Source organism: Streptomyces sp. NBC_00536 (assembly GCF_036346295.1).
Taxonomy (GTDB): Bacteria; Actinomycetota; Actinomycetes; order Streptomycetales; family Streptomycetaceae; genus Streptomyces.
In genome coordinates, this window is sequence record NZ_CP107819.1 from 895,511 (window position 1) to 920,334 (window position 24,824).

Annotated in this window: 15 protein-coding genes and 1 pseudogene; 8 read left to right on the top strand and 8 right to left on the bottom strand. The window is 70.3% G+C overall.

The genetic code is table 11. The features are described 5' to 3' along the window. Positions 1–74: 74 nt before the first annotated feature. A complete protein-coding gene (locus OHS33_RS03805; RefSeq protein ID WP_330328942.1) occupies positions 75–1,652 on the bottom strand; it encodes a hypothetical protein in 1,578 nt (525 codons plus the stop codon). A gap of 140 nt (positions 1,653–1,792) precedes the next feature. Then, positions 1,793–2,152: pseudogene (locus OHS33_RS03810) on the bottom strand (response regulator); the annotation flags it as partial. Positions 2,153–2,454: 302 nt separating this feature from the next. Here OHS33_RS03810 and OHS33_RS03815 point away from each other — a divergent pair. Beyond that, positions 2,455–3,015 carry a hypothetical protein gene (locus OHS33_RS03815; RefSeq protein ID WP_330328943.1) on the top strand — a complete coding sequence of 187 codons (561 nt, stop codon included), beginning with the start codon at positions 2,455–2,457 and terminating at the stop codon, positions 3,013–3,015. A gap of 33 nt (positions 3,016–3,048) precedes the next feature. Here OHS33_RS03815 and OHS33_RS03820 read toward each other — a convergent pair whose 3' ends face one another. The 3 genes from OHS33_RS03820 to OHS33_RS03830 form a co-directional block, all read right to left on the bottom strand. Continuing rightward, a complete protein-coding gene (locus tag OHS33_RS03820; protein WP_330328944.1) occupies positions 3,049–3,834 on the bottom strand; it encodes a GNAT family N-acetyltransferase in 786 nt (261 codons plus the stop codon). A 150-nt stretch (positions 3,835–3,984) separates the two neighbouring features. Then, positions 3,985–4,791: an SDR family NAD(P)-dependent oxidoreductase gene (locus OHS33_RS03825; RefSeq protein ID WP_330328945.1), complete on the bottom strand. Its 807-nt coding sequence runs from the start codon at positions 4,789–4,791 to the stop codon at positions 3,985–3,987. Between the two features lie 497 nt (positions 4,792–5,288). After that, a complete protein-coding gene (locus tag OHS33_RS03830; protein WP_330334894.1) occupies positions 5,289–7,796 on the bottom strand; it encodes a sensor histidine kinase in 2,508 nt (835 codons plus the stop codon). Between the two features lie 253 nt (positions 7,797–8,049). Here OHS33_RS03830 and OHS33_RS03835 point away from each other — a divergent pair, with 253 nt between their 5' ends. Beyond that, positions 8,050–9,615 (top strand): Na+/H+ antiporter, encoded by a 1,566-nt coding sequence (locus tag OHS33_RS03835; protein WP_330328946.1) that lies wholly within the window; start codon positions 8,050–8,052, stop codon positions 9,613–9,615. Between the two features lie 47 nt (positions 9,616–9,662). Here the strand turns inward: OHS33_RS03835 and OHS33_RS03840 are convergent, their stop codons facing one another. The 3 genes from OHS33_RS03840 to OHS33_RS03850 all read right to left on the bottom strand — a co-directional run bounded on the left by OHS33_RS03840 (position 9,663) and on the right by OHS33_RS03850 (position 16,003). Beyond that, positions 9,663–11,588, bottom strand: a complete 1,926-nt coding sequence (locus OHS33_RS03840) for an amino acid transporter (RefSeq protein ID WP_330328947.1) — start codon at positions 11,586–11,588, stop codon at positions 9,663–9,665. 166 nt (positions 11,589–11,754) lie between these two features. Then, complete coding sequence (kdpB, locus tag OHS33_RS03845; RefSeq protein WP_330328948.1) at positions 11,755–13,905, bottom strand: potassium-transporting ATPase subunit KdpB; 2,151 nt, start codon at positions 13,903–13,905, stop codon at positions 11,755–11,757. Between the two features lie 214 nt (positions 13,906–14,119). Next, entirely contained in the window at positions 14,120–16,003 is a 1,884-nt protein-coding gene (locus tag OHS33_RS03850; RefSeq protein ID WP_330328949.1) for an APC family permease, read from the bottom strand. Between the two features lie 435 nt (positions 16,004–16,438). On the opposite strand from OHS33_RS03850, the gene kdpF reads away from it, so the two are divergent. From kdpF to OHS33_RS03880, 6 genes are all read left to right on the top strand, one after another. Next, the gene (gene kdpF / locus OHS33_RS03855; RefSeq protein WP_037690508.1) at positions 16,439–16,528 is read left to right on the top strand and encodes a K(+)-transporting ATPase subunit F; all 90 of its coding nucleotides are present in this window, start codon (positions 16,439–16,441) and stop codon (positions 16,526–16,528) included. Positions 16,529–16,534: 6 nt separating this feature from the next. Beyond that, on the top strand, positions 16,535–18,199 hold the full coding sequence (gene kdpA, locus OHS33_RS03860) for a potassium-transporting ATPase subunit KdpA (RefSeq protein WP_330328950.1): 1,665 nt from the start codon (positions 16,535–16,537) through the stop codon (positions 18,197–18,199). Further along, positions 18,196–20,301, top strand: a complete 2,106-nt coding sequence (gene kdpB, locus OHS33_RS03865; protein ID WP_330328951.1) for a potassium-transporting ATPase subunit KdpB — start codon at positions 18,196–18,198, stop codon at positions 20,299–20,301. Before kdpA ends, kdpB (OHS33_RS03865) begins: the two co-directional genes overlap by 4 nt. A 21-nt stretch (positions 20,302–20,322) precedes the next feature. Further along, positions 20,323–21,039, top strand: a complete 717-nt coding sequence (locus tag OHS33_RS03870; RefSeq protein ID WP_330328952.1) for a potassium-transporting ATPase subunit C — start codon at positions 20,323–20,325, stop codon at positions 21,037–21,039. A 124-nt stretch (positions 21,040–21,163) separates the two neighbouring features. After that, positions 21,164–21,853 (top strand): response regulator, encoded by a 690-nt coding sequence (locus OHS33_RS03875; RefSeq protein WP_330328953.1) that lies wholly within the window; start codon positions 21,164–21,166, stop codon positions 21,851–21,853. A gap of 59 nt (positions 21,854–21,912) precedes the next feature. After that, positions 21,913–24,456, top strand: a complete 2,544-nt coding sequence (locus OHS33_RS03880; RefSeq protein ID WP_330328954.1) for a sensor histidine kinase KdpD — start codon at positions 21,913–21,915, stop codon at positions 24,454–24,456. The last annotated feature ends 368 nt before the right edge of the window (positions 24,457–24,824 follow it).

Sequence of the window (24,824 nt, forward strand, 5' to 3'; positions counted from 1 at the left end):
CCCTGCGGGGCGGCCCCCCGACCAGGGCCGCCCCGCATCCATCGTGTGACCGGGCCCGCCGGGCACTCCGGTCCTCACCGGAACTCGGCCAGTCGGCGGCGCAGTCCGAGCGCGGTCAGTCCGGCCGCGAGCAACAGCGCGGCGACGGCCAGCGGAACCTGCGTGGTCAGCGCTCCGCGGCCGTCCCGGACGGCGAGGTCGAAGTGCCGCTGATTGATGGCGGTCACCTCGTCCAGGGCCTTCATCCACTCTCCGAAGTGGGCGTTGGAGGTGTCCGGTGCCCAGCCGACGCAGAACACCGTGGCCTCTTGCGTCTTGCCATCGGCCACCAGCCGCCGGAGAGTGCGGTCGTCGCGCTGGTACACGGCGTACGCCTCGACGGTCTTCTCGGCGGCGTCCCGCTCCCCCGCGAAGGTGATGTTGTCCAGTTCGCGCCGGTACTCGCCGGTGAACCGCTTGTCGTCGTGGTCCTTCCGGTACGCGGACCACGTCTCGTCGAGCTTCCCGTCGTACGTGTCGTGTCCGGCGCCCACGATCCCGTACAACTGGTGCGACTTGTCGAGGAAGTACCGCTCGTACGTGGCGCGGCGCTCGGGGTCCAGGAGGTAGCGGCTCTCGTCGGCGTTGGCGTCGTAGCCGATCGCCTTGGACCGCGACAGCGCGATGACGGAGTCGAACGAGTCCCGGCGGGCGACCTTCATCCGGTCGTCGGTGGTCGAGAGCAGCTGGGCGCCGCACCCGACCGCGACCACCGCGCAGAGGGTGGCGGCGACCAGTGCCGGGTTGAAAACCCGGTTGAAGCGACGGGTGAGGTGGATCTGGAGCAGTACGAGCGCGGCGATCAGCAGCACGCCGACGACGGCTTCGGCGGTCCGCTGTGCGTCGAGGTCGCCGCGCGCCGCGTCGTACTGCCGCTCGTACACCGTGTTGTTGGCGTCGACCAGCTTGCGCGCCTCCGGCAGCAGCCGATCGGTGAGGAGGTCGGTCGCGCTCCGGTAGTCCTCGCGGGCGGCGTCCTTGCCGCCGGGGCGGCTGTCGTTCTCCAGGGCCCGCCCGATCAGCTCCTGGTAGTGCGCGAAGTCGTCGGTGAGGGTCACGACGGTCGCCTCGGTGGCGGAGTCGCCCTCGGAGGCCGCGCCGAGCGTGCGCAATGACCGGCTGATGGTCTCCTGCGCGCCCCGGTAAAAGCCGTTCGCCTTGGTGTACGACTCGTCCAGGCGCCCCTTTCCGGTGCCCGAATCACCGCTGGAGAGGAGGATGTTGGCGGCCTGTGCATCCATGTCATTGAGCGCCAGGTTGAGTTGGGTCGCGGATATGGTGCGGGGCGCTTCACGCCGGGCCGTCTCGTCCCAGATGGCGGCCGCCCCGGTCGCGGCGACGGCCAGCAGGATCAGCAGCCCGGTGGCGAGGAGCACGCAGGCCGCGCGCGCGAGGCGCAGCCGGCCGGGCAGGTCGGCCCAGTACCGGTCAGCGACCAGCCGGATCAACCGGGCGCCGGTGTGGGACGGGCGCGGCCGTGACGCTCCTCCTCGCGGTCCTGCGGCCCGCACCTCCGGGCCCGCCCCGCTGCGGGGGTCCGGGGCGGGGCTCTCCACTACAGCCGCGGGAGCCCCCGCCCCCTGGCCCTGTTCCGTACCGGCGGTGATCGTCACTCGCCCTCCAGCCTCACACCCGGCCGTTCATACGTCCGTGTGCACGCCAGCATCTGGCTCAACAGTTCGGCTCACCAGGAACATTGATGGTCTTCATACGCGGGAAGCCCTGAATTGACGGGGCCTTGACGGGCTTCCGGGACGTTCCCCCCTCCGCGCCGGTCCTTCTTGGCCAGGAGGTCGACGCTGAACTCCTCGGTCTCGATGACCGCTCCGTGCGGACCGGACCCGTCCGGTCCCGGCGGCAGGGCGCGGCGGGCGACGGCTCCCAGCCGGGCGAGGAGTTCGGTCATGCTGAAGGGCTTCGTGATGTAGTCGTCGGCGCCCCCGTCGAGGGCACGGACTTCTCGCAGGACCACGTCCGGGCGGTACGCCGCCACGGCGTCCAGGGCCGCCGCCCCGTCCTGAGCGGAGTCCACGTCGTACGTCCGCGCCTTCAGGCTGATGACCAGGGACCGCAGCAGCTGCGGTTCGTCATCCACCAAGAGCACCCGGGTCATGTGCGTGGGGCCTTCCTGTCATACATCGTGTGGGAGAGCGGTGTTCCGATGGAACGGTCGACCCGATGAAACAGCGGTCCCCCCGCCGCCCCGGCCAGCCTTCACCAGCCTTGACAACGTCCATACGGTGCGGGGCTCGACCTTGACGACCCGCATACGGCACGCCCGCACCGTGGCCCGTAGGACACGACGGCCTGCCGGGACCCGCTGCCGTCAGAATCCCGTAAAAATGTCGTCGCCACGGCGTCAGCAGTCCATCAGGGTCCACCGCCGCGGGCCTGCCGCGTCCTAACGTCGCTCGCATGGGACGACGTATCACTCGGTCCGCGACCGGCTCACGAGCCGGACACTCCGGGCCTCCTGGACTGCTGGCACACGACATCCACTGGGGCAGCGAGAGGCGATCGGCGATCGGAGTCGCTTCCCTGCTCGGCACGGCCCTGTTCGTGCTGGACGCGGGCGCGGGGCGGCTCGACGTGACCCGCGGCGCCCTCTGGACCGGCCTGGCCGTCCTCGTCTTCGTGATCCTGCTGCCACCCCGGGTCTCCACCCGGCCCGGTCTGCTGAGCGCCCGCGGACTGCTGGTGGAGCGCAGCGTCCGCACGGACTCCCTCGCCTCGGTCCGCTGGTCCGACGGTGTGGCTCAGCGGATGGTTCTCCGAGACACGGAGGGCGGCCGGGTCGAGATCGACCCGGCCGTCCTCGTCCGCAATCCCGCGATGTGGCGGCGTCTCGACACCGACACCCGCACTTCCGTCCGGCGCGGAACGCTGCTGTGCGGTGAGACCGCGCTGCGCCAGCTGGCGGGGCGCATCGAGCGCGAGACGGCCCGCACGGTCTTCAAGGTGTCCGGCCTCCAGTGAGTGGTGGCCGGACCGCGGGACCACGGGAGCACCTCACGCCGCCTCCGCCGTGCTGCTGAAGCCGGGGCGGCGGGCGGGACCGGACGCGTAATGGACGTACTCGCGGGTCAGCCGGAACCCGGCCGACCAGGCCAGGAGACGGCTGGGACGGTTGTCGCGGGAGCAGGTCCAGCTCGGTGTACGGCCACGAGCGGCGATGTCCCGGCACAAGGCGGTGACGCAGGCGAGGGCGAGGTGCTGCCTGCGGTGGCCGGGGTCGGCCAGGGCCGCGACGTCTTCGTACCGGCTGCCGAGGACGTACGTGCAGGCCAGCGAGAGGAGGCGGCTCCGGTGGAAGGCACCCCAGCCTAGGCCCGAGGCCGCGAGTTGCTCGGGGCCGCCCCAGGTCTTGTGGATCCAGGCCGCCCCGGGTCCCAGGGCGACGACGGCCGACGCGTCCTGGGGAGTCAGCCGACGCACCGTGACGCCGGATGCCGGACGGGCAGCCAGGGCGGGCGCCTGGTGTACGTAGACCATGCGCTCCCACGGGTCGAGGCGCTGGAACCCGCCGCCGAGGACGGGCAGGAAACGAGCCGGAGCCTCGATGTAGCTGCCTGCGAACCGCACGAGGGCGTCGGGAGCGAGCACGCCCGGTTCTCCGCGCAGCAGGACATGGTCCCCGCTGGAGACGGCGACCGCCCTCGGGTCCACGGCACGGTCGGCCCACCAGTGGCCGCTGCCGGTGGTCAGCACGTGCTCGGGGAGAGCCGCGATGCCGGGGACCCCACCGGGGAACCAGCGGGCCAGAGCGGGGATGTGGGAGGGAAGGAGCTCGATCACGACGGACGCCGCCTAGGTCTGAGAGAGGGAAGAGGGGCGGGGGCGGCCCGGGGAAGGGGCCGCCCCCGCGGCGGGACGGCGCCGGTGGGCATCGGCGCCGGCCGGCCTTGCGGCCGGGGTTGGACTCGTGTGCGGACCTCGTCGGACTCGTCAGACGCAATGGCCGACGAGCTGGTCGGCGAGCCTGTTCAGCCGCTTGACCGTGCGCTCCTCGGTCGCTCCGGCGGCGGGCTCCATGCGCTCGCCGCCGTCGTAGTAGGCGCCGTTGACGATCTCGACGGCCGGGTCGCACAGCCGCGCGATGTGGGCGGCGCCCGCGGCGGGCGCCGCGCCCTCGGGTCCGTACAGCGGCCTCAGCGCGGTCTCGCAGATGCCCGGGTCGACGGACACGGCGGTGACGCGGGGGTCGGCGGCGAACACGGTGAGCGCGAGCCGGGACTGCGCGTAGGCCGCGAGGCGCGAGTAACGGCGGGTCCGGTTGGGGTCGTTCCACATGATCGACGCGGTGCGGTGCATCGAGGAGGAGACGTTCACGACGCGGCCGCCCGGGTCGGTGGTGAGCGCCGGCTCCAACCGGTGCGTCAGCAGGTAGTGGGCGAGGAAGTTGACCTGGAAGGCCAGCTCGTTGCCGTCGGGGGTGACCGTGTGCCGCTCGGGGGCGGCGACAGCGGCGTTGTTGACCAGGACGTCGAGGCAGGGGTGCCCCGTGATGACCCGGTTGGCCAGCCGCTCGACCTCGTCGAGCCGTGCGAAGTCCGCGGCGCACGGACGCAGGAGTTCCGCGTCGACATCAGCGGTGGCGAGGAGCCGCTTGACGGCCGCCCGGGCCTCGTCCGGGGTGCGGCCGTGGAGCAGGACGGTGGCGCCGCGCTCGGCGAGCAGGCGGGCGGTCTCGTAGCCGATGCCTGAGGTGGCGCCGGTGACCATGATGGTGCGGCCGGACAGGAACGAAGACATGAAGGGTCCAGTGGACGGGCACGGCGGCCGACAGCCGAAGAAGCCGGGGCGCAGCCATGCGGTGACGTGTGATCCCGCATCGCATCGCGTACGGGTGGGGCGGCCGCAGTCGCACGGCGGGCCGCGGCACGACCGGAGGCAGTCGCCGCCAGGTCAGCGGGCGCTACGCCGGCGGAAGTGAACGCCGCTCACGCAGGGCGGCGCCCAGCGTGATACCGGCACGGCACCGCGGTGGCGGCGGCCGGTCGTCGTGGCGCTCACGAATGTTCACGTCGTCCATCCAACTGGTCCACGGCTCACGTCTCAAGCGCCGTGACGACCCTCTGACGCCGTCTTGACGGACTTCAGCCGCGAGCCGACGGGCGAGACCGTCGTCCCCACAGATCGCCATGTGCTGCGTGCGTGCCGCCCCATGCGGCAGGAGGGGGAGGGCTGAAGTCACATCTGATCAGAGCGTGTTCGGTCAACACCGTTGCATTCGTACGGGAGTTCACCCGTCAATGTTGCGTATGCGACGGAGCGGAGACGGCTGCGGAGAGGGCCGGAGCGGCCGCCAGCGACAGGGTCATGGTCAGGCCGCCGCCCGGGGTGTCCTCGGGGGTCAGGGTGCCGCCCATCGCCTCGGCCAGGCCCCGGGAGAGGGCGAGTCCCAGCCCGACGCCCGTGGTGTTGTCGGTGTCACCGAGGCGCTGGAAGGGTACGAAGGCACTCTCCCGGTCCGCCTCCGGGATGCCGGGCCCGCGGTCCACGACCCGGATCTCGACCCGGTCGTCGAGAGCGCTCGCCGTCAGCAGCACCTGCCGTCCGGGCGGGGTGTGCCGGGCGGCGTTGTTCAGCAGATTGGCGACCACGCGCTCCAGCAACGGTGGATCGGCCAACACGGCCGGGGCCCGTTCGACGCTGCGGAGGTCGACGGCGGGCGCGTCGGACGGCAGCCCGTCCAGTGCGGCGGGAAGCACTTCCATCAGGTCGGTGGCCCGCAGCCGGAGCGTCAGCGCTCCGGCCTGGAGGCGGCTCATGTCCAGGAGGTTCTCGACGAGGCGGCTGAGGCGGGCCATCGACTCGTCGGCGGTGGCGAGGAGTTCGCCGCGGTCCTCCTCGCTGAATTCCACGTCGCTGGCACGCAGCGATTCGATGGCGGCCCAGCCCGCCGCGAGGGGGGTCCGCAGGTCGTGGCTGACCGCGGCGAGCAGTGCCGTACGCATCCGGTCGGCCGCCTTGACGGGTTCGATCTCGGCGGCCGCCTCCGCCAGCCGGGCGCGCTCGACGGCGACGGTGACGTGCGCGGCGAAGGCCGCCAGGACGCGCCGGTCGGAGCCGGGCAGCGGGCGCCCCCGCAGCACGAGGTGCGTGCCGGGGCCGACGGGGACCATGACGGTGGAGGGGTCGTTCGCGTCCGGGTCGTCGCTCAGTTCGGCCGAGTCCATGCCGAAGGTCTCCCTCGTCCGTTCGAGGAGCGCCGGCAGGGCCCGGTCCCCGCGCACGATGGATCCGGCGAGCGAGGAAAGCGTCTCCGCCTCCGCCGTCGCCCGGGCGGCCCGGCGCGACAGCCTCAGCGAACGGTCGACGGCCGCGGCCACGGTCCCCGCCACCACGGCGAACACCACCAGGGCGAGGATGTTGTTCGGCTCGGCGATGGTGAACTCGCCGACCGGCGGGATGAACCAGTAGTTCAGCAGGAGCGAGGCGGTCACCGAGGCGACCAGGGCCGACGACACACCGCCGACGCAGGCGACCCCGACCACCGCCAGCAAGAACAGGAGTGCCTCGCTGGTGAGGTTGAGGTTGCCTCGGGTCTGGTCGAGCAGAAACGTGAGCACGAGCGGGAGCACGAGCCCCAGGACCGGGCCGGCGATCATCCGGGAGGTCGGCAGCGTCCGTCGTCTCGACGGCAACAGCCGTCCGCTGCCCGCCCGTTCGTGGGTGACCATGTGGACGTCGATGTCCCCGGACAGCCCGACGATCGTCTCGCCCGTGCCCCGTCCGGTGAGGAACCGCTCCACCCGGCCGCGCCTGCTCGTGCCGAGGACCAGCTGGGTGGCGTTCTCCGCGCGGGCGAACTCGGTGAGCGCCGTGGCCACGTCGTCGCCGACCAGGGAGTGGTAACTGCCGCCGAGGCTCTCCACGAGCGCCCGCTGGCGCAGCAGCGCGGCGGCCGAAGCGCCCGCGGCCAGGCCATCGCTGCGCGCGATGTGCACGGCGAGGAGGTCACCGCCCGCCGAGCGGGCGGCGATCCTGGCCGCCCGCCGGATGAGCGTCTCCCCCTCGGGTCCGCCGGTGATCGCGACGACCACCCGTTCCCGGGTCTCCCACACCCCTCCGATGCCGTGCTCGGCACGATACTTCTGCAGCGCCTCGTCCACCCGCCCCGCCAGCCACAGCAGGGCCAACTCCCGCAGGGCGGTGAGGTTCCCCACCCGGAAGTAGTGGGACAGCGCCGCGTCGACCTTCTCCGGAGCGTAGATGTTCCCGTGCGCCATCCGCCGCCGCAGCGCCTCGGGCGGGAGGTCCACCAGCTCGATCTCATCCGCCCTGCGCACCACTTCGTCCGGCACGGTTTCATGCTGCGGCACCCTGGTGATCTTCTCGACCACGTCGTTGAGGGATTCCAGGTGCTGGATGTTCAGGGTCGTCACCACGTCGATCCCGGCCGCGAGCAGCGCCTCCACCTCCTGCCAGCGCTTCGCGGCGCTGCCGCCCGGGACGACGGAGTGGGCCAGCTCGTCGACGAGGGCCACCTCGGGCCGCCGTTCCAGGACAGCCTCCAGGTCCATCTCGGGAAACCGGCTTCCCCGGTACGTGCGTTGCGTGCGCGGCAGGACCGGGAGACCGGCGAGCTTCTCCTCGGTCAGACGGCGTCCGTGGCACTCCACGAAGGCGACGACCACGTCCGTCCCCCGGTCGGCCCGCCGTCGGCCCTCGTCGAGCATCCGGTACGTCTTCCCCACACCGGGAGCCGCCCCGAGAAAGACCTTCAGTCTCCCGGGTCTGGCAACCGCCTCCACCACGACACACGCCTCCTCACGCCAGAACACGCCCCGATCCGCACAGCGGGCTTCCCCGGCCGGCAGAGGCACACAAGTGCTGCTGCCGGTCATCATCGGGCGGAAATCAGCCGGTTCACGACAGAGTGCGAAGACATTGACGCTGCCCTGACGCACTCCATGCGGGATAGGGTGAAGGCGGTGTGCCGGGAAGTCTGGTCGGCGTGACGGGTCACGTGGCCCCGATCTCGATTCCAGGGGTCCAAGGGGCGGCATGCGCAGCGTCGGTACGGTCTTGTTTCTTGTTGTCCTCGCCACCCTCGTGGCGACCGGTGCCCGCCGCTGGCGCATCCCGGCGCCCTCGCTGCTCGTCGTCGCGGGCCTGGCCGTCGCCCTGCTCCCCGGCGCCCCCGGGATACGCGTCACGCCGGAGGTCATCGGCCTCGTCGTGCTGCCGCCGCTGCTGTACGCCAGCGCTGAGGAGATGTCCTGGCGCGAGCTGCGCGCCGTGTGGAAGCCGGTGTCCGTGCTCGCGGTGGGCCTCGTACTGGCCTCGGCCGCGGTGGTCGGCTACGTGGCCTCCGCCGTGACCCCGCTGTCCTGGCAGATGGCGCTGGTGCTCGGGTCGGTGCTCGCCAGCACCGACCCCGTGGCGGTCACCGCGCTGGGTCGGCGCCTCGCACTGCCGCCCAGGGTCCAGGTGATGGTGCAGGCCGAGAGCCTGTTCAACGACGCCACCTCCCTCGTCCTCTTCCGGGTGGCGGTGAGCGTCGCGGTCGCCTCCTCCGCCGTGTCGTGGGAAAGCGCGGGCGGCGAGTTCGCCCTCCTCGCGGGCGGCGGCACCCTGATCGGGGCCGCGGTCTCAGGTGTGGTCGTGGTCATCCGGCGCCGCACCCAGGACCCGGTCCTGGAAACCGTGATCGCGCTCGTCACCCCGTACGCCGCCTACGTCCTGGCCGAGACGGCGCACACCTCCGGCGTCACCTCCGTGGTCGTGGCGGGCGTCGTCATGGGCGGCAGCGGGGACCGCCTGACCAGTGCGCGCATCCGCCTCCAGTTGCACGCCGTCTACGGCACCGTGGTGTTCCTGCTGGAAAGCGTCGTGTTCAGCCTGATCGGCCTGTCACTGCCGGGCCTGATCCACGAACTGGGAGACGAGAACCGGCTCTGGCCGCTCTACGCACTCGCCCTGGCCTGCACGCTCATCGCCGTACGGGTGCTGTGGGTCTATCCGCTGTCCGCCCTGCTCCAGCGCAAGGGCGGACGGGACAGGACGGACTGGCGGGTTCCCGCCGTCCTGTCGTGGGCGGGCACCCGGGGGGTCATGCCGCTGGCCGCGGCCCTGTCCATCCCCGTCGCCGCGGCCGACGGCACCCCACTGGCCCAGCGTCCGCTGGTCCTGGTGCTGACCTCCTCCGTCGTGGTCGTCACGCTCGTCGTCCAGGGCTTCACCCTCGCCGCGGTCGTCCGCCGCTCGGGGATAGCCCTCGAACCGGACCACACCGAACGCGAGGAGACCGGCGCACGGCTGAGCCTTGCCGAAGCGGGACTGCGCCGCCTGGACGAACTGTCCGGACTCGAAGCCGCGCCCGAGGCCGTCCTCGAACGGCTCCGCCGAGCCCTCCAGGCCCGCCGCGACCACGCGCAGGACCGGCTCGGCGACGACGACGGGCCCCACGAGTCCGCCGACCAGGTCTACCGCCAACTGCGCCGCGACCTGATCGGGAAGGAGGCCGCCGAGCTCCAGCGCCTGTACGACGACCACCGCATCAGCGACACCACCCGCCGCCGCCTCCAGCGCTCGCTGGACCTGGAAGAAGCCCGGCTGTCCGACCTCTGACGACCGGCCTGCGCAAGGCGCCCGCCTCGGCTTCCTGGCGGCGGACGTCAGCCGGCGTGGACGTGGGGGCGGCGGGCCCGGTCCGGTTCGGCCTCGCGGATGACCTCGCGGGTGACCGGGGCCACCTCACCCTGGCCGAAGAGGAAGAACCGGAAGAAGTTGGCCATCGGGTTGCCCTCGGTCCACTCGAAGTAGATGTGGGGGCGCTGGCCGGTCTCGTCGCGAACGTGCAGGAGGAGGGCGGCCAGGGCGTTGGGGATGCTGGAGCTCTCCAGGGTCAGGACGCGGTAGCGGTCGTGGAGCACCTCGCCGCGGACCCGCATGCCGGATTCGAACTCGGACGCGTCCAGGACGGTGACCTCGACGAACATGACGTCGTCGCCGGGAGGGATGTCATTGTCCCGGCGGATCTGCTCCACCTTCTCGCGGTACTCGGTCTTGTCCCGGTTGTCCGGCTCGTTGGCGATGAAGCGGATCGTGCGGTTGGCGGTGTCCCGGACGAACCGCTGCGCCATGTCGTCGAGTTCGACGTCGGTGACGCGGAGCTCGAAGACGCGGGCGAGGCGGGAGAGCAGGGAGAGGGCCATGATGCCGGCGATGAAGCAGGCGCCGATCTTCACGCCGTCGGGGCGCTCCACGACATTGATCGCGGTCGTGTAGAGGAGGACGACGGAGATGACGGCGAAGCCGATCGTCCAGCCCCGCTGACCGGCGCGCTGGGCGGCGATGGTGACCGCGACGGCGGCCGAGGTGATCAGGACGAGGACACCGGTGGCGTACGCGCCGCCCTGCGCGTCGACGTCGGCGTTGAAGAGCCAGGTGACCAGGAACGCGATCAGGGTGAACACGATGATCATCGGGCGCACGGCGCGGGCCCAGTGCGGGGCCATGCCGTAACGGGGCAGGTAGCGCGGCATCAGGTTGAGCAGGCCGGCCATGGCTGAGGCTCCCGCGAACCACAGGATCAGGATCGTGGAGACGTCGTAGACCGTCCCGAAGGCCGAGCCCAGGTGTTCGTGGGCGAGGTAGGCCAGGGCGCGGCCGTTGGCCTCGCCGCCCGCCTTGAACGCATCGGCGGGGATCAGCAGGGTCGTGACGAAGCTGGAGACGATCAGGAAGACGCTCATGATGACGGCGGCGGTGGTGAGCAGCTTCTTCGTGCCTCGGATCCGGCCCGCCGGCTTGTCGGGGGTGTCGTCCGGATCGCCCTGGACGTGCGGCATGACCGCGACGCCGGTCTCGAAGCCGGACATGCCCAGCGCGAGCTTGGGGAAGACGACGAGCGCGATGGCGATCATCATGAACGGGTTGCCGTGCTCGGTGGTCAGCGCGTCCGACCAGTCGGCGATCACGTGCGGCTCGGTCATCACCTGCCACACGCCGACGACCATGACGACGACGTTGAGGCTGAGATAGGTGGCCACCAGCACCACCGCGACGCCGATCGCCTCGCTGAAGCCCTTGAGGAAGACCGCCCCGAGCAGGGCGACGAGGATCAGGGTGATGATGACCTCGTGCCCGTGCAGGGTCGAGGTGAGGTGCGGGTTCTCCACCATGTGCGCGGTGGCGTCGGCCGCCGAGAGGGTGATGGTGATGAGGAAGTCGGTCGCCGCGAACCCCAGCAGGGTCAGCACGAACAGCTTGCCCTTCCAGAAGGACAGCAGCCGCTCCAGCATCGCGATCGAGCCCTCGCCGTGCGGGCTCTCCTCCGCCACCCGCCGGTACACGGGCAGTGCGCCGAACAGGGTGAGCAGGACCAGCACGATCGTCGCGACCGGAGACAGGAGTCCGGCCGCGAGTGCCGCGATACCGGGCTGGTAGCCGAGGGTGGAGAAGTAATCGAGACCCGTCAGGCACATGACCCGCCACCAGGGGCGGCCCTCGTGCTCGGCATGCGCTTGCTGCTTGGGGCGGTCGGTCAGACCTTCCAGCAACCACGCGCGCAGGCGCGAGGTGCGGGCAGGGGTGGCCATCGTGGGGGGCTCCTGTCGTACGGCATGAAATCAGCCATCGGCGTCGACGGCTGGGCCAGCGTACGCAGCCCGATCATTCATGCGCGCCCGGGGGCTGATCCTGACGTTTCCTTAACGCGGATGGGCCATCCAGGGTGCAAACAGCGGAGCGGGGGACGCCAGGGCTTCAGCCGAGGCCGGGGATCGCGGACACCAGCAGGTCGATGAGCTTGATGCCGACGAAGGGCAGGATCAGCCCGCCGAGGCCGTAGACGCCGAGGTTGCGCCGGAGCAGGTCGTGGGCGGAGGCGGGCCGGTAGCGGACGCCGCGCAGGGCGAGGGGGATCAGGGCGACGATGATCAGGGCGTTGAAGATGATCGCCGAGGTGATCGCGGAGGTCGGGCTGCTCAGGCCCATGACATTGAGGGCTTCGAGTCCCGGGTAGGCCGCGGTGAACATGGCCGGGATGATCGCGAAGTACTTCGCCACGTCGTTCGTGATCGAGAAGGTGGTGAGCGCTCCCCGGGTGATCAGGAGCTGCTTGCCGATCTCGACGATGTCGATGAGTTTGGTGGGGTTGGAGTCCAGGTCCACCATGTTCCCGGCCTCCTTGGCGGCCGAGGTGCCGGTGTTCATCGCCACGCCGACATCGGCCTGGGCGAGGGCGGGGGCGTCGTTGGTGCCGTCGCCGGTCATCGCGACGAGCTTGCCGCCCGCCTGCTCCCGCTTGATGAGCGCGAGCTTGTCCTCGGGGGTGGCCTCCGCGAGGTATTCGTCGACGCCCGCCTCGGCGGCGATGGCGCGGGCCGTCAGCTCGTTGTCCCCGGTGACCATGACCGTACGGATCCCCATGCTGCGCAGCTCCGCGAAGCGCTCGCGGATGCCCTCCTTGACCACGTCCTTGAGGTGGACGATGCCCAGCACCCGCGGGCCGTCCCAGTCGTGGACCGCCACCAGCAGGGGCGTGCCCCCGGACCCGGACACGGTGGCCGACCAGGTCTCGGCTTCCGGCGGTACGGTCCCACCGCGCGCCACCACCCAGTCGCGGACCTGGGTCACCGCACCCTTGCGGATCGCGCAGCCGGCGCCGCCCGCCCAGCTCAGGTTGACGCCGCTCATCCGGGTACGGGCGCTGAACTCGGTGAAGCGCGGGTTGCTCAGCTCGTGCGCGGCCACCGGCTCCAGCCCGTACCGCCGGGCCAGCGCGATGACCGACCTGCCCTCGGGGGTCTCGTCGGCCAGGGAGGACAGCTGGGCGGCGTCGGCGAGTCGGCCGTGGTCCACGCCGGGCAGCGGGATGAAGGCCGCCGCCTCGCGGTTGCCCAGGGTGATGGTGCCGGTCTTGTCGAGGAGGAGGGTGTTGACGTCACCGGCCGCCTCGACGGCGCGGCCGCTCATCGCGATGACGTTGCGCTGGACGAGCCGGTCCATGCCCGCGATGCCGATCGCGGACAGCAGGGCGCCGATGGTGGTGGGGATGAGGGTGACGAGGAGGGCGACCAGGACGGTCGTGGACTGCGCGGCGTGCGCGTAGGCGGCCATCGGCTGGATGGCGACGACCACGAGGACGAAGATGATCGTCAGCGCGGCCAGCAGGATGTTCAGCGCCGTCTCGTTCGGGGTCTTCTGCCGGGTGGCGCCCTCGACCAGGGCGATCATCCGGTCGATGAAGCTGTGTCCCGGGCGGGAGGTGACCCGTACGACGACCGCGTCGGACAGGACGGTCGTACCGCCGGTGACACCGCAGCGGTCACCGCCCGACTCCCGCAGGACGGGGGCCGATTCGCCGGTGACGGCCGACTCGTCCACCATCGCGGCACCGTCGACCACGTCTCCGTCGGCCGGGACCGGCTCCCCCGCTTCGACGAGGACGAAGTCGAAGGGCTGGAGCTCCGCCGGGGCGACCACCTCGGTCTCCGCCCGGTTCAGGTTCGCCCCGTACGTCCAGTGGTTCAGGCGCACCGCGACCGTGTCCGTACGCGCCTTGCGCAGGGACTCGGCCTGGGCGCGGCCCCGGCCTTCGGCGACCGCCTCGGCCAGGTTGGCGAACAGGACGGTGAGCCAGAGCCAGCCGCTGATCACCCAGGTGAAGACGGCCGGGTGGACGAGCGCCGAGAGCGTGGTCAGGACGGATCCGACCGCGACGACGAACAGCACCGGCTTCTTGACCAGTTCGCGCGGATGGAGCTTGCCGAAAGCCTCCCGCGCCGAGGCCGCGAGGAGTTCGGGGTCCGCGAGGTTCACCTGACCGGAACGTCTCCGGGAGGGCCTGTTGGCCGGGGCCCCGGGAGGAGTGCCGAGACCCGGAGGGACGTGCTGCGCGGCGGCGGGAGGCATGGCGGGACCTTCTGACGGTACGGGAGTGGGGTGTCGCCGCCGGGGACCGCACTCCATGGACCCCCTCGGCCGTCATGTGAGCGTGCGGGGTCCCCGGCGGCGCAACAGGCAGGAAACTACTGCCCGTTCCCTGCCCGGCACGCCTGTGCGCGCGGGAATTGGCGTCGTCTTGACGGCGGCGCACGGGAAGCGTCAAGCCGCCGCCAAGGGCACGTCAACGCACGTCACCGGTGATGCGGAAACGCAGTCGGCAGATGACCGCGTCGGTGTCACGGCGCACCGCGTGGGCGACGACGGAGCCACGCTGGTTCTGGAGCATCCGCTGCCACAGACGGGCGGGTTCGGTCTCCGGGATGAGTACGGTCACCTGGGCGTCCGGATGCGTCTGCGTCAGTTCGCGGACGTATGCCGATACCGGACGGCCGAGTGAGCGGGTGTCCGAGGAGAGCTCGATCAGCTCGACCCCGGGCTTCCACAACTCCCAGTCCCGGCGCAGGGCTTCGGCGCTCTGCCGGTCTTCCGGAGCCGGGTGGGTCACCGTCACGGCGAGGACCTCGTCACCGAGTGAGCGTGCGGCGGTCAGGGCCTGGCAGGTCAGTTGGGACAGTCCGGAAACGGGTACGACGACCAGGGAACGGGAGCGCCGGGGCGGCTGCGGGATGCGGCCGAGTTCCAGGCGTTCGCCGATCTGGGCGTAGGTTCGGTGGATCTTCTCGAATCCGAGGACGATCAGCGGCAGGGCCAGGACGATCAGCCAGGCGCCCTCGGTGAATTTGGTGGCGGTGACCACGACCGCCGACACCCCGGTGAGCAGCGCGCCGAAGCCGTTCAGGGCCGCTTTGGCCCGCCACCCCTTGGGGCGTTCGCCGTTCCAGTGGCGGACCATGCCGACCTGGCAGAGGGTGAAGCCGACGAAGACGCCGATGGCGAAGAGCGGCACGAGGGTGTTGGTGTCACCGCCGGAGAAGACGAGCAGGACGGCGGAGACGAGCGCCAGCCACACCACTCCGTGACGGTGCACCTGGCGGTCGGCCTTGAGCGCGAAGAGGTGCGGCAGGAAGTTGTCGCGGGCCAGCAGGCTCATCAGGACCGGCAGCCCGCCGAAGGAGGTGTTCGCGGCGAGCGCCAGGAGCACCATGGTGGCGAACTGGACCACATAGAAAGCCCAGTTGTGCCCGAACGAGGCATCCGCGAGCTGGGCGAGGACGGTGACGCCTTCGACGGGCTGGAGGTGGAAACGTCCGATCAGGACCGACAGGCCGATCAGCATCACACCCAGCAGGGCGCCGAGCGCCACCTCGGTGCGCTGGGCACGGCGAGCGGCCGGGGCACGGAAGGACGGCACGGCATTGGCGACCGCTTCGACGCCGGTCAGGGCGGAGCAGCCGGCCGCGAAGGCCTTCAGCAACAGGAGCGCACCGACCGCGGTGGCTCCTTCCCCCAGGGCGGAGGCGTGCCCGGCCGCTGAGGCGGTGCTCACCGGCCCGTCACGGAACAGGCCGACCACGACCATGGCCAGGATCGAACCCACGAACACGGCGGTGGGGACGAGGAAGGCCTTGGCCGATTCCACGACCCCCCGTAGGTTCACCGCCGTGACCAGAACGAGGACCCCGAGGCAGATCCACACCCGCTCCGGGTACAGCTCCGGGAAGGCCGAGGTCAGAGCTGCCACGCCGGCCGTGACGGAGACGGCCACGTTCAGGACGTAGTCGAGGATCAGCGAGGCTGCCGCCACCAGGCTCGTACGTCGGCCGAGGTGCCTCTTCGCGACGGCGTACGAGCCCCCGCCGTCCGGGAACGCCGCGATCACCTGCCGGTACGAGGCCACCAGCACGGCCAGGAGCGCGGCGATCGCCAGGGTGACGGGAAGGGTGAAACCGAGCCCGTAACCACCGGCCGCCGCCAGGACCAGCACGATCGACTCGGGTCCGTACGCGACGGAAGCCATCGCGTCGAGCGACAGCGCGGCCAGGCCCTGGAGAGCGGTCAGGCGGTGCTGCTCCCCTGCCTCCCGCGTCCGTGCGCCGGTATCAGGAGGTTCCTCCGTGCCCGGCGTGCGTCCTGCCGTCGTCGACTTTTCCATGTGCATGGACATCTCGCTTGTTCCTCCGTTGGACAAAGTGAAGACAGCGTCCGAACGGTACGGCCAGATGACCAGTGGTCTTTGCGCGATCCATACGACCGCCGCCTCACTCTTCACGCACTCCTTGCGCCGGGGCCGGAAAGTCGTATCGGGACTGGCCGCGCGGCAGGCGCCGCATTGGGCAGGGCCAACCTGTCCCACCAGCGCTGACCGGCGGGGCAGGCCCCGGGCGTAAGCGTGGCGTTAAGAGTTCCCGTGCGTCCGTATGGACCCCGTCAAGGCGTCTTAACGCCGGGACAAAGACACGGTTATCTCGTCATCGGCCGTCTGGCCGATTCTTTTCTTCCCTCTTCATCAGGAGCTCACGGTGGCCGATCTGGCCTTCGTCGTCACCACGGTCGCGGTCTTCGCGCTGGTGGCCCTTATCGCCCGGGGGGTGACCAAGCTGTGAACGCCGAAAACATCGTCGGCCTCGTCGTGGCCGTCTCCCTGCTCGGATACCTCATCCTCGCCCTTGTGTACCCGGAGAGGTTCTAGCCACCGATGAGTCCCGTTCTCGCTGGTGTGCTCCAGCTCCTCGCGCTGACCGCCGCGCTCGCACTGGCCTACCGCCCCCTGGGCGACTACATGGCCCGCGTCTACTCCTCGGAGAAGCACTACAAGCCGGAGAAGTGGATCTACAAGGCCATCGGGGCCAACCCGTCGGCCGAGATGCGCTGGCCCGCCTACCTGCGCGGTGTCCTCGCCTTCTCCGCGGCGTCCGTCCTCTTCCTCTACGGTCTCCAGCGCCTCCAGGGCGTGCTGCCCGGCTCGCTCGGCTTCGCCTCGATCGACCCCGACCAGGCCTTCAACACCGCCGCGTCGTTCGTCGCGAACACGAACTGGCAGTCGTACTCCGGCGAGCAGGCCATGGGCCACGTCGTGCAGACCGGCGGGCTGGCCGTGCAGAACTTCGTCTCGGCGGCGGTCGGCATGGCCGTCGCGGTGGCCCTCGTCCGCGGCTTCGCCCGCTCCCGCACCGGTGAACTGGGCAACTTCTGGTCCGACCTGGTGCGCGGCACCGTACGGATCCTGCTCCCGCTGTCGGTGATCGGCGCGGTCATCCTGGTCGCCTGCGGTGTCATCCAGAACTTCTCCGGGATCCACGAGGTCGGGCAATTCCTGGGCGGGACCCAGCAGTGGAACGGCGGCGCGGTCGCCTCGCAGGAGGTCATCAAGGAACTCGGGACCAACGGGGGCGGCTACTTCAACGCCAACTCCGCCCACCCCTTCGAGAACCCCACGCCCTTCTCCAACCTCTTCGAGATCTTCCTGATCCTGGTCATCCCGTTCGCGATGACCCGCACCTTCGGCCGCATGGTCGGCAACCTGCGCCAGGGTTACGCGATCCTCGCGACGATGGCCACGATCTGGCTCGGTTTCACCGCGCTGATGATGTGGACCGAATTCGCCCACCACGGCCCGGCGTTGCAGGCCGCGGGCGGTGCGATGGAGGGCAAGGAGACCCGGTACGGCATCGCCGCTTCCTCCATCTTCTCGGTCGCCACCACGCTCACCTCGACCGGCGCGGTCAACTCCTTCCACTCCTCCTACACCGGCCTCGGCGGCGGCATCCAGCTGCTGGGCATGCAGCTGGGCGAAATCGCGCCCGGCGGTGTCGGCTCCGGCCTCTACGGCATGCTGATCATGGCGATCATCGCGGTGTTCATCGCGGGCCTGATGGTCGGCCGCACCCCCGAATACCTGGGCAAGAAGATCGGCACCCGCGAGATCAAACTCGCCGCCTGCTACATCCTCATCACCCCCACCCTGGTGCTCTGCTTCACCGCCGCCGCGATGGCCCTGCCCACGCCGCCGCAGTCGATGCTGAACTCGGGCGCGCACGGTTTCTCCGAAGTCCTCTACGCCTACACCTCGGGCGCGAACAACAACGGCTCGGCCTTCGGCGGCCTGAGCGCCGACACCCCGTGGTTCAACACCACCATCGGCCTCGCCATGCTCCTCGGCCGCTTCCTGCCCATGGTGTTCGTCCTGGCCCTGGCCGGATCGCTCGCCGAGCAGAAGCCCGTACCGGAGACGGCGGGCACCCTCCGTACCGACAAGCCCCTCTACACGGGCCTCCTCGTCGGCACAATCCTCATCGTCACCGGTCTGACCTACTTCCCGGCCCTGGCACTGGGTCCGCTCGCCGAAGGGCTCGCATCATGAGCACCGCCACACCCACCAGGGCTCCGCACCAGGACGTACCCAGCGGCCACAAGCCGGACGCCGGGCGCGTGGGCGGCGGCCTCTTCGACGCCAAGCAGCTGCTGAAGTCCTTCCCGGACGCCGTCCGCAAGCTCGACCCGCGCATCATGATCAAGTCCCCGGTCATGTTCGTCGTCCTGATCGGCTCGGTCGTCACGACCGTCCTCGCGATCAAGGACCCGACGGACTGGTTCGGCTGGGCCATCACCGTCTGGCTCTGGCTGACCACCATCTTCGCCAACCTCGCGGAGGCCGTCGCGGAAGGCCGCGGCAAAGCCCAGGCCGACACCCTGCGCAAGGCCAAGACCGACTCCATCGCCCGCCGTCTGACCGAGGACGGCAAGGGTGAGGAGCAGGTCCCCGGCACGGAACTCCGTATCGGCGACCGGGTGGTCTGCGAGGCCGGGGACATCATCCCCGGCGACGGGGACGTCGTCGAAGGCGTCGCGTCCGTGGACGAGTCCGCCATCACGGGTGAGTCCGCGCCGGTGATCCGCGAGTCCGGTGGCGACCGCAGCGCGGTCACCGGCGGCACGAAGGTGCTCTCCGACCGGGTGGTCATCAAGATCACGACCAAGCCCGGCGAAACCTTCATCGACCGCATGATCGCCCTGGTCGAGGGCGCTGCCCGGCAGAAGACCCCGAACGAGATCGCCCTCAACATCCTCCTCGCCTCGCTCACCATTGTCTTCCTGCTGGCGGTGGTCACCCTCCAGCCCTTCGCGATCTACGCGGGCGCCGAGCAGTCGATGATCGTGCTGACCGCGCTGCTGGTCTGCCTGATCCCGACGACGATCGGGGCCCTGCTCTCCGCGATCGGCATCGCGGGCATGGACCGCCTCGTCCAGCGCAACGTCCTCGCCATGTCGGGCCGTGCGGTCGAAGCGGCGGGCGATGTCTCGACCCTGCTGCTCGACAAGACCGGCACCATCACCCTCGGCAACCGCCAGGCCTCCGAGTTCATCCCGGTCAAGGGCACCACCGAGGCCGAACTGGCCGACGCCGCGCAGCTGTCGTCCCTCGCGGACGAGACCCCCGAGGGCCGCTCCATCGTCGTCCTCGCGAAGGAGAAGTACGGGCTCCGCGAACGCCACCAGGGCGAACTCGCGCACGCCGAATGGATCCCCTTCACCGCCCAGACCCGCATGTCGGGTGTCGACGTCGACGGCAAGAAGACCCGCAAGGGCGCCGCCGGTTCGGTCATCACCTGGGTCAAGGAGCAGGGCGGCCAGGTCTCCGAGGACGCCGACCTCCTCGCGAACCGCATCTCCGAGGCCGGTGGCACCCCGCTGCTCGTGGCGGTCGAGGATGAGAAGGGCGCCCGCGTTCTGGGGGTCATCCACCTCAAGGACGTGGTCAAGGAAGGCATGCGCGAGCGGTTCGACGAGCTGCGCCGCATGGGCATCAAGACCATCATGATCACGGGCGACAACCCGCTGACCGCGAAGGCCATCGCCGAGGAGGCGGGCGTCGACGACTTCCTCGCCGAAGCGACGCCCGAGGACAAGATGGCCCTCATCAAGCGGGAGCAGGCGGGCGGCAAGCTCGTCGCGATGACCGGCGACGGCACCAACGACGCCCCCGCGCTCGCCCAGGCCGATGTCGGCGTCGCCATGAACACCGGCACCTCGGCCGCCAAGGAGGCCGGGAACATGGTGGACCTGGACTCCAACCCGACCAAACTCATCGAGATCGTGGAGATCGGCAAGCAGCTCCTGATCACCCGGGGAGCGCTCACCACGTTCTCCATCGCCAACGACGTGGCGAAGTACTTCGCGATCATCCCCGCGATGTTCGCGGTGGTCTACCCGGGCCTGGACAAGCTCAACATCATGGGCCTGCACTCGCCCCAGTCGGCGATCCTGTCCGCGGTCATCTTCAACGCCCTGATCATCATCGCCCTGGTCCCGCTCGCCCTCAAGGGCGTCCGCTACCGGCCCACCAGCGCCGACAAGATGCTCCGCCGCAACCTCGGCATCTACGGACTCGGCGGCCTCATCGCCCCGTTCATCGGCATCAAGCTCATCGACCTGCTCATCTCCCTCATCCCCGGGCTCCACTGAATTAGGAACGTGCTGACCCTCATGAACACCTCTGTAGGGAACACCGTGCGCCTCATCGGCGCGGGCCTCCGAGCGCTCCTCGTTCTGACCGTGGTCTGCGGGGTCCTCTACCCCCTCGCCGTCACCGGCATCGCCCAGGCCGCCTTCAACAACAAGGCCAACGGCTCCGAGATCAAGGACCAGAGCGGCCAGGTCGTCGGCTCCTCCCTCATCGGCCAGAGCTACAACCTGCCGAAGAAAAACCCGGACGACGCCGAAGAGGCCGTCAAGCCGGACCTCAAGTGGTTCCAGCCGCGCCCCTCCAACGGCCTCGGCAGCAACAGCGTCAACACCCAGTACTCGCTGATCCTCTCCGGCGCCACCAACCGCTCCGCCGACAACGGCGCGGTGAACGGCAAGTGCACCGACCAGGCGGAGGAGGGCACCCTCTGCGCCCAGGTCATCGCCGCCAAGGACGCCGTCGTCGCCGACAACTCCACGGCCGGCTACAAGGTCAAGCCCGAGGACGTGCCGGCCGACGCCGTCACCTCCTCCGGCTCCGGCCTCGACCCGGAGATCTCCCCCGAGTACGCCAAGCTCCAAGTCCACCGGGTAGCCGAGCAGAACAAGCTCGACGTCAAGCAGGTCGAAAAGCTCGTCGCGGACCACACCGCCGGCCGCACCCTCGGCTTCATGGGCGAACCCCGCGTCAACGTCCTCGAACTCAACATCGCCCTGAAGACTCTGTCCAAGAGCTGATGTTCCCCCATCGCACGGTAAAGAAGCCGGCGGGGCGCCGAAGCTCCCCCAGCTACCGCTGGGAGGGCCCCAGTGCCCCGCCGGCTTCTTGCCGTGCCCGTTACGAAGGAAAGGCTGCACGCCGATGACCCGGGTGCTGGTGGTGGAGGACGATCCGCAGCTCGTCCGCGCGCTGAAGATCAATCTCCAGGCGCGCAAGTTCGAGGTCGAGGAGGCCGCCGACGGCGCCACGGCGCTGCGGCTCGCCGCCGCCCACAAGCCGGACGTCATAGTGCTCGACCTCGGACTGCCCGACATGGACGGGATCGAAGTCATCAAGGGTGTGCGCGAGTGGAGCAAGGTCCCCATCCTGGTCCTCTCCGCACGGCACACCTCGGAGGACAAGATCCGGGCCCTGGACGCCGGCGCGGACGACTACGTGACGAAACCGTTCAGCATGGACGAGCTCCTGGCCCGCCTGCGGGCGGCCAGCCGTAGACAGGCGTCCCCCGAGACCTCCCAGGTGGCCAAGGTCTCCGTCGTCACGACCGACGAGTTCAGCATCGATCTGATCGCGAAGAAGGTGCGCCGGGGCGAGCGCACCGTGCGGCTGACGCCGACCGAGTGGCACCTGCTGGAGATCCTCATCACCCACCCGGGCCGGCTGATCACCCAGGGGCAGCTCCTGCTGGAAGTCTGGGGCCCGACCTACGGGGAGAACACCAACTACCTGCGTGTGTACATGGCTCAGCTACGGCGCAAACTGGAGGCGGACCCGTCACACCCGCGCTATCTGATCACCGAGCCGGGCATGGGATACCGCTTCGAACCCTGATCACCCGCACGAAGATTCACGGCAGAGCCCCACACCACCAGCAGAGAAGAAGTCGGAACATGGGACGCGGCAAGCTCCGCATCTACCTCGGCGCGGCACCGGGCGTCGGCAAGACGTACGCGATGCTCTCCGAGGCGCACCGCCGGACCGAGCGGGGCACCGACTGCGTCGTCGGCTTCGTCGAGCACCACCACCGTCCGCGCACCGAGGTCATGCTGCACGGCCTGGAACTCATCGAGCGGCGCGAGATCGAGTACCGGGGCACCACCTTCACGGAGATGGACGTCGACGCGATCCTCTCCCGCCGCCCCGCCGTGGCGCTGGTCGACGAACTCGCGCACACCAACGTCCCCGGCTCGCGCAACGCCAAACGCTGGCAGGACGTCGAGGAACTCCTCCAGGCCGGTATCGACGTGGTCTCCACCGTCAACATCCAGCACCTCGAATCGCTGGGCGACGTGGTCGAGACGATCACCGGCGTACGCCAGCGCGAGACGGTCCCCGATGAAGTCGCCCGGCGGGCCGACCAGATCGAGCTGGTCGACATGTCCCCGCAGGCCCTGCGGCGGCGCATGGCCCACGGCAACGTCTACAAGTCCGACAAGGTCGACGCGGCCCTCTCCAACTACTTCCGGCCCGGCAATCTGACCGCCCTGCGCGAACTGGCCCTGCTCTGGGTCGCGGACCGGGTCGACGAGTACCTCCAGGAGTACCGCGGCGAGCACAACATCCGCTCCACCTGGCAGGCCCGTGAACGCATCGTCGTCGGTCTCACCGGCGGACCGGAAGGCCGTACGCTCATCCGCCGCGCAGCCCGGCTCGCCGAGAAGGGTTCCGGCGGCGAGGTCCTGGCCGTCTACATCGCCGCCAGCGACGGGCTGACGTCCGCTTCTCCCAAGGAACTCGCCGTCCAGCGCACCCTGGTGGAGGATCTCGGCGGTACCTTCCACCACGTCATAGGCGACAACGTCCCCGACGCGCTGCTGGAGTTCGCCCGCGGCTGCAACGCCACCCAGATCGTGCTCGGCGTCAGCCGCCGCCGCTCGTGGCAGTCGGTCTTCCGACCGGGCGTCAGCGCGACCGTGGCCCGCGAATCGGGCCCCGACCTCGACGTCCACATCGTCACGCACGACGAGGCCGCCAAAGGCCGGGGCCTGCCGGTCGCCCGAGGAGCGCGGCTGGGGCGGTCGCGCATCATCCGGGGCTGGCTGGCCGGCATCGCCGGGCCGGCGCTGCTGACCGTCCTGCTGAACCAGGTCGTCCCCGACCTCGGGCTCGCCAACGACATGCTGCTCTTCCTCACCTTCACGGTGGCGGCGGCGCTGCTCGGCGGGCTGCTGCCCGCCCTGGCCTCGGCGGCCTTCGGCTCCCTACTGCTGAACTACTGGTTCACCCCGCCGCTGCACGAGTTCACCATCTCCGACCCCAAGAACATCGTCGCCATCGCGATCTTCGTGGGCGTCGCGGTGTCGGTGGCCTCCGTGGTCGACCTCGCCGCCCGGCGCACCCACCAGGCCGCCCGGCTGCGCGCCGAGTCCGAGATCCTCTCCTTCCTCGCCGGCAGCGTCCTGCGCGGCGAGAACTCCCTCGACGCCCTCCTGGAACGGCTGCGCGAGACTTTCGCCATGCAGTCGGTCGTCCTCCTGGAACGCACGAGCGAAGTCGACCCCTGGATCACGGCCGCATCCGTCGGCACCGGCGCCGTCAGCCGCCCCGAGGACGCGGACGTCGACCTGCCCATCGGCGACAACATGGCCCTCGCCCTGACGGGCCGGGTACTCCCGGCCGAGGACCGCCGTGTACTCGGCGCCTTCGCCGCCCAGGCAGCCGTCGTACTCGACCGCCAGCGCCTCGTCGACCAGGCCGAGAAATCCCGCGAGCTCGCCGAAGCCAACCGCATCCGCACCGCACTGCTCGCCGCCGTCAGCCACGACCTGCGCACCCCACTCGCCGGGATCAAGGCCTCCGTCAGCTCCCTGCGCTCCGACGACGTCGAATGGTCCGAGGAGGACAAAGCCGAACTCCTCGAAGGCATCGAGGACGGCGCCGACCGCCTCGCCGCGCTGATCGGGAACCTCCTCGACATGTCCCGCCTCAACACCGGCACCGTCGTTCCCCTGATCCGCGAGACCGACCTCGACGAGGTCGTCCCGATGGCGCTGGGCGGCGTACCGGAGGACAGCGTCGTCCTGGACATCCCCGAAACCCTGCCGATGATCGCCGTCGACCGCGGACTGCTGGAACGGGCCGTCGCCAACATCGTCGAGAACGCCGTCAAGTACAGCCCCGCCGGCCAGCCGGTCAACGTCTCGGCCAGCGCCCTCGCCAGCCGCGTCGAACTGCGCGTCGTCGACCGCGGCCCCGGCGTCCCCGACGAGGCCAAGGACCGCATCTTCGAACCCTTCCAGCGCCACGGCGACGCCCCGCGCGGCGCCGGAGTCGGCCTCGGCCTCGCCGTCGCCCGCGGCTTCACCGAGGCCATCGGCGGCACCCTCACCGCCGAGGACACCCCGGGCGGCGGACTCACCATGGTCATCACCCTCCCCATAGCGGGCAGCGCCCCACCGGTCACCGCGGAACTCCCGACCTCGGCGGTCACCTGACAGAGCGGCAGGCGAAGCAGCGCACGAAGGGCGGTCCGACGGGGTGGCACAACGGATGATCCTCCGCGACACGGAGGGAAGCCGGGCCGAGATCGATCCGACCCTCCTGGTCCGTAATCCCGCGATGTGGCACCGCTTCGACGCGGACACCCGCGCATCGATCCGGCGCGGTGCCCTGCGGTATCTTCGAGCGCCTCGTCGGGACCTGCGGTCTGGAAGCCTTCCGGACTCGCGGCGCCAAGGACGGGGTACGTGTAGCTCTGACCCTGATAAGGAGCTCCGAGTTCGCAGCGGAACCGGGTGGCGTAGTCGACACGTTGCGAATCGCCGCTGCGTCAGCCCAGGAGTTGCGGAACCGGGCGATCGAC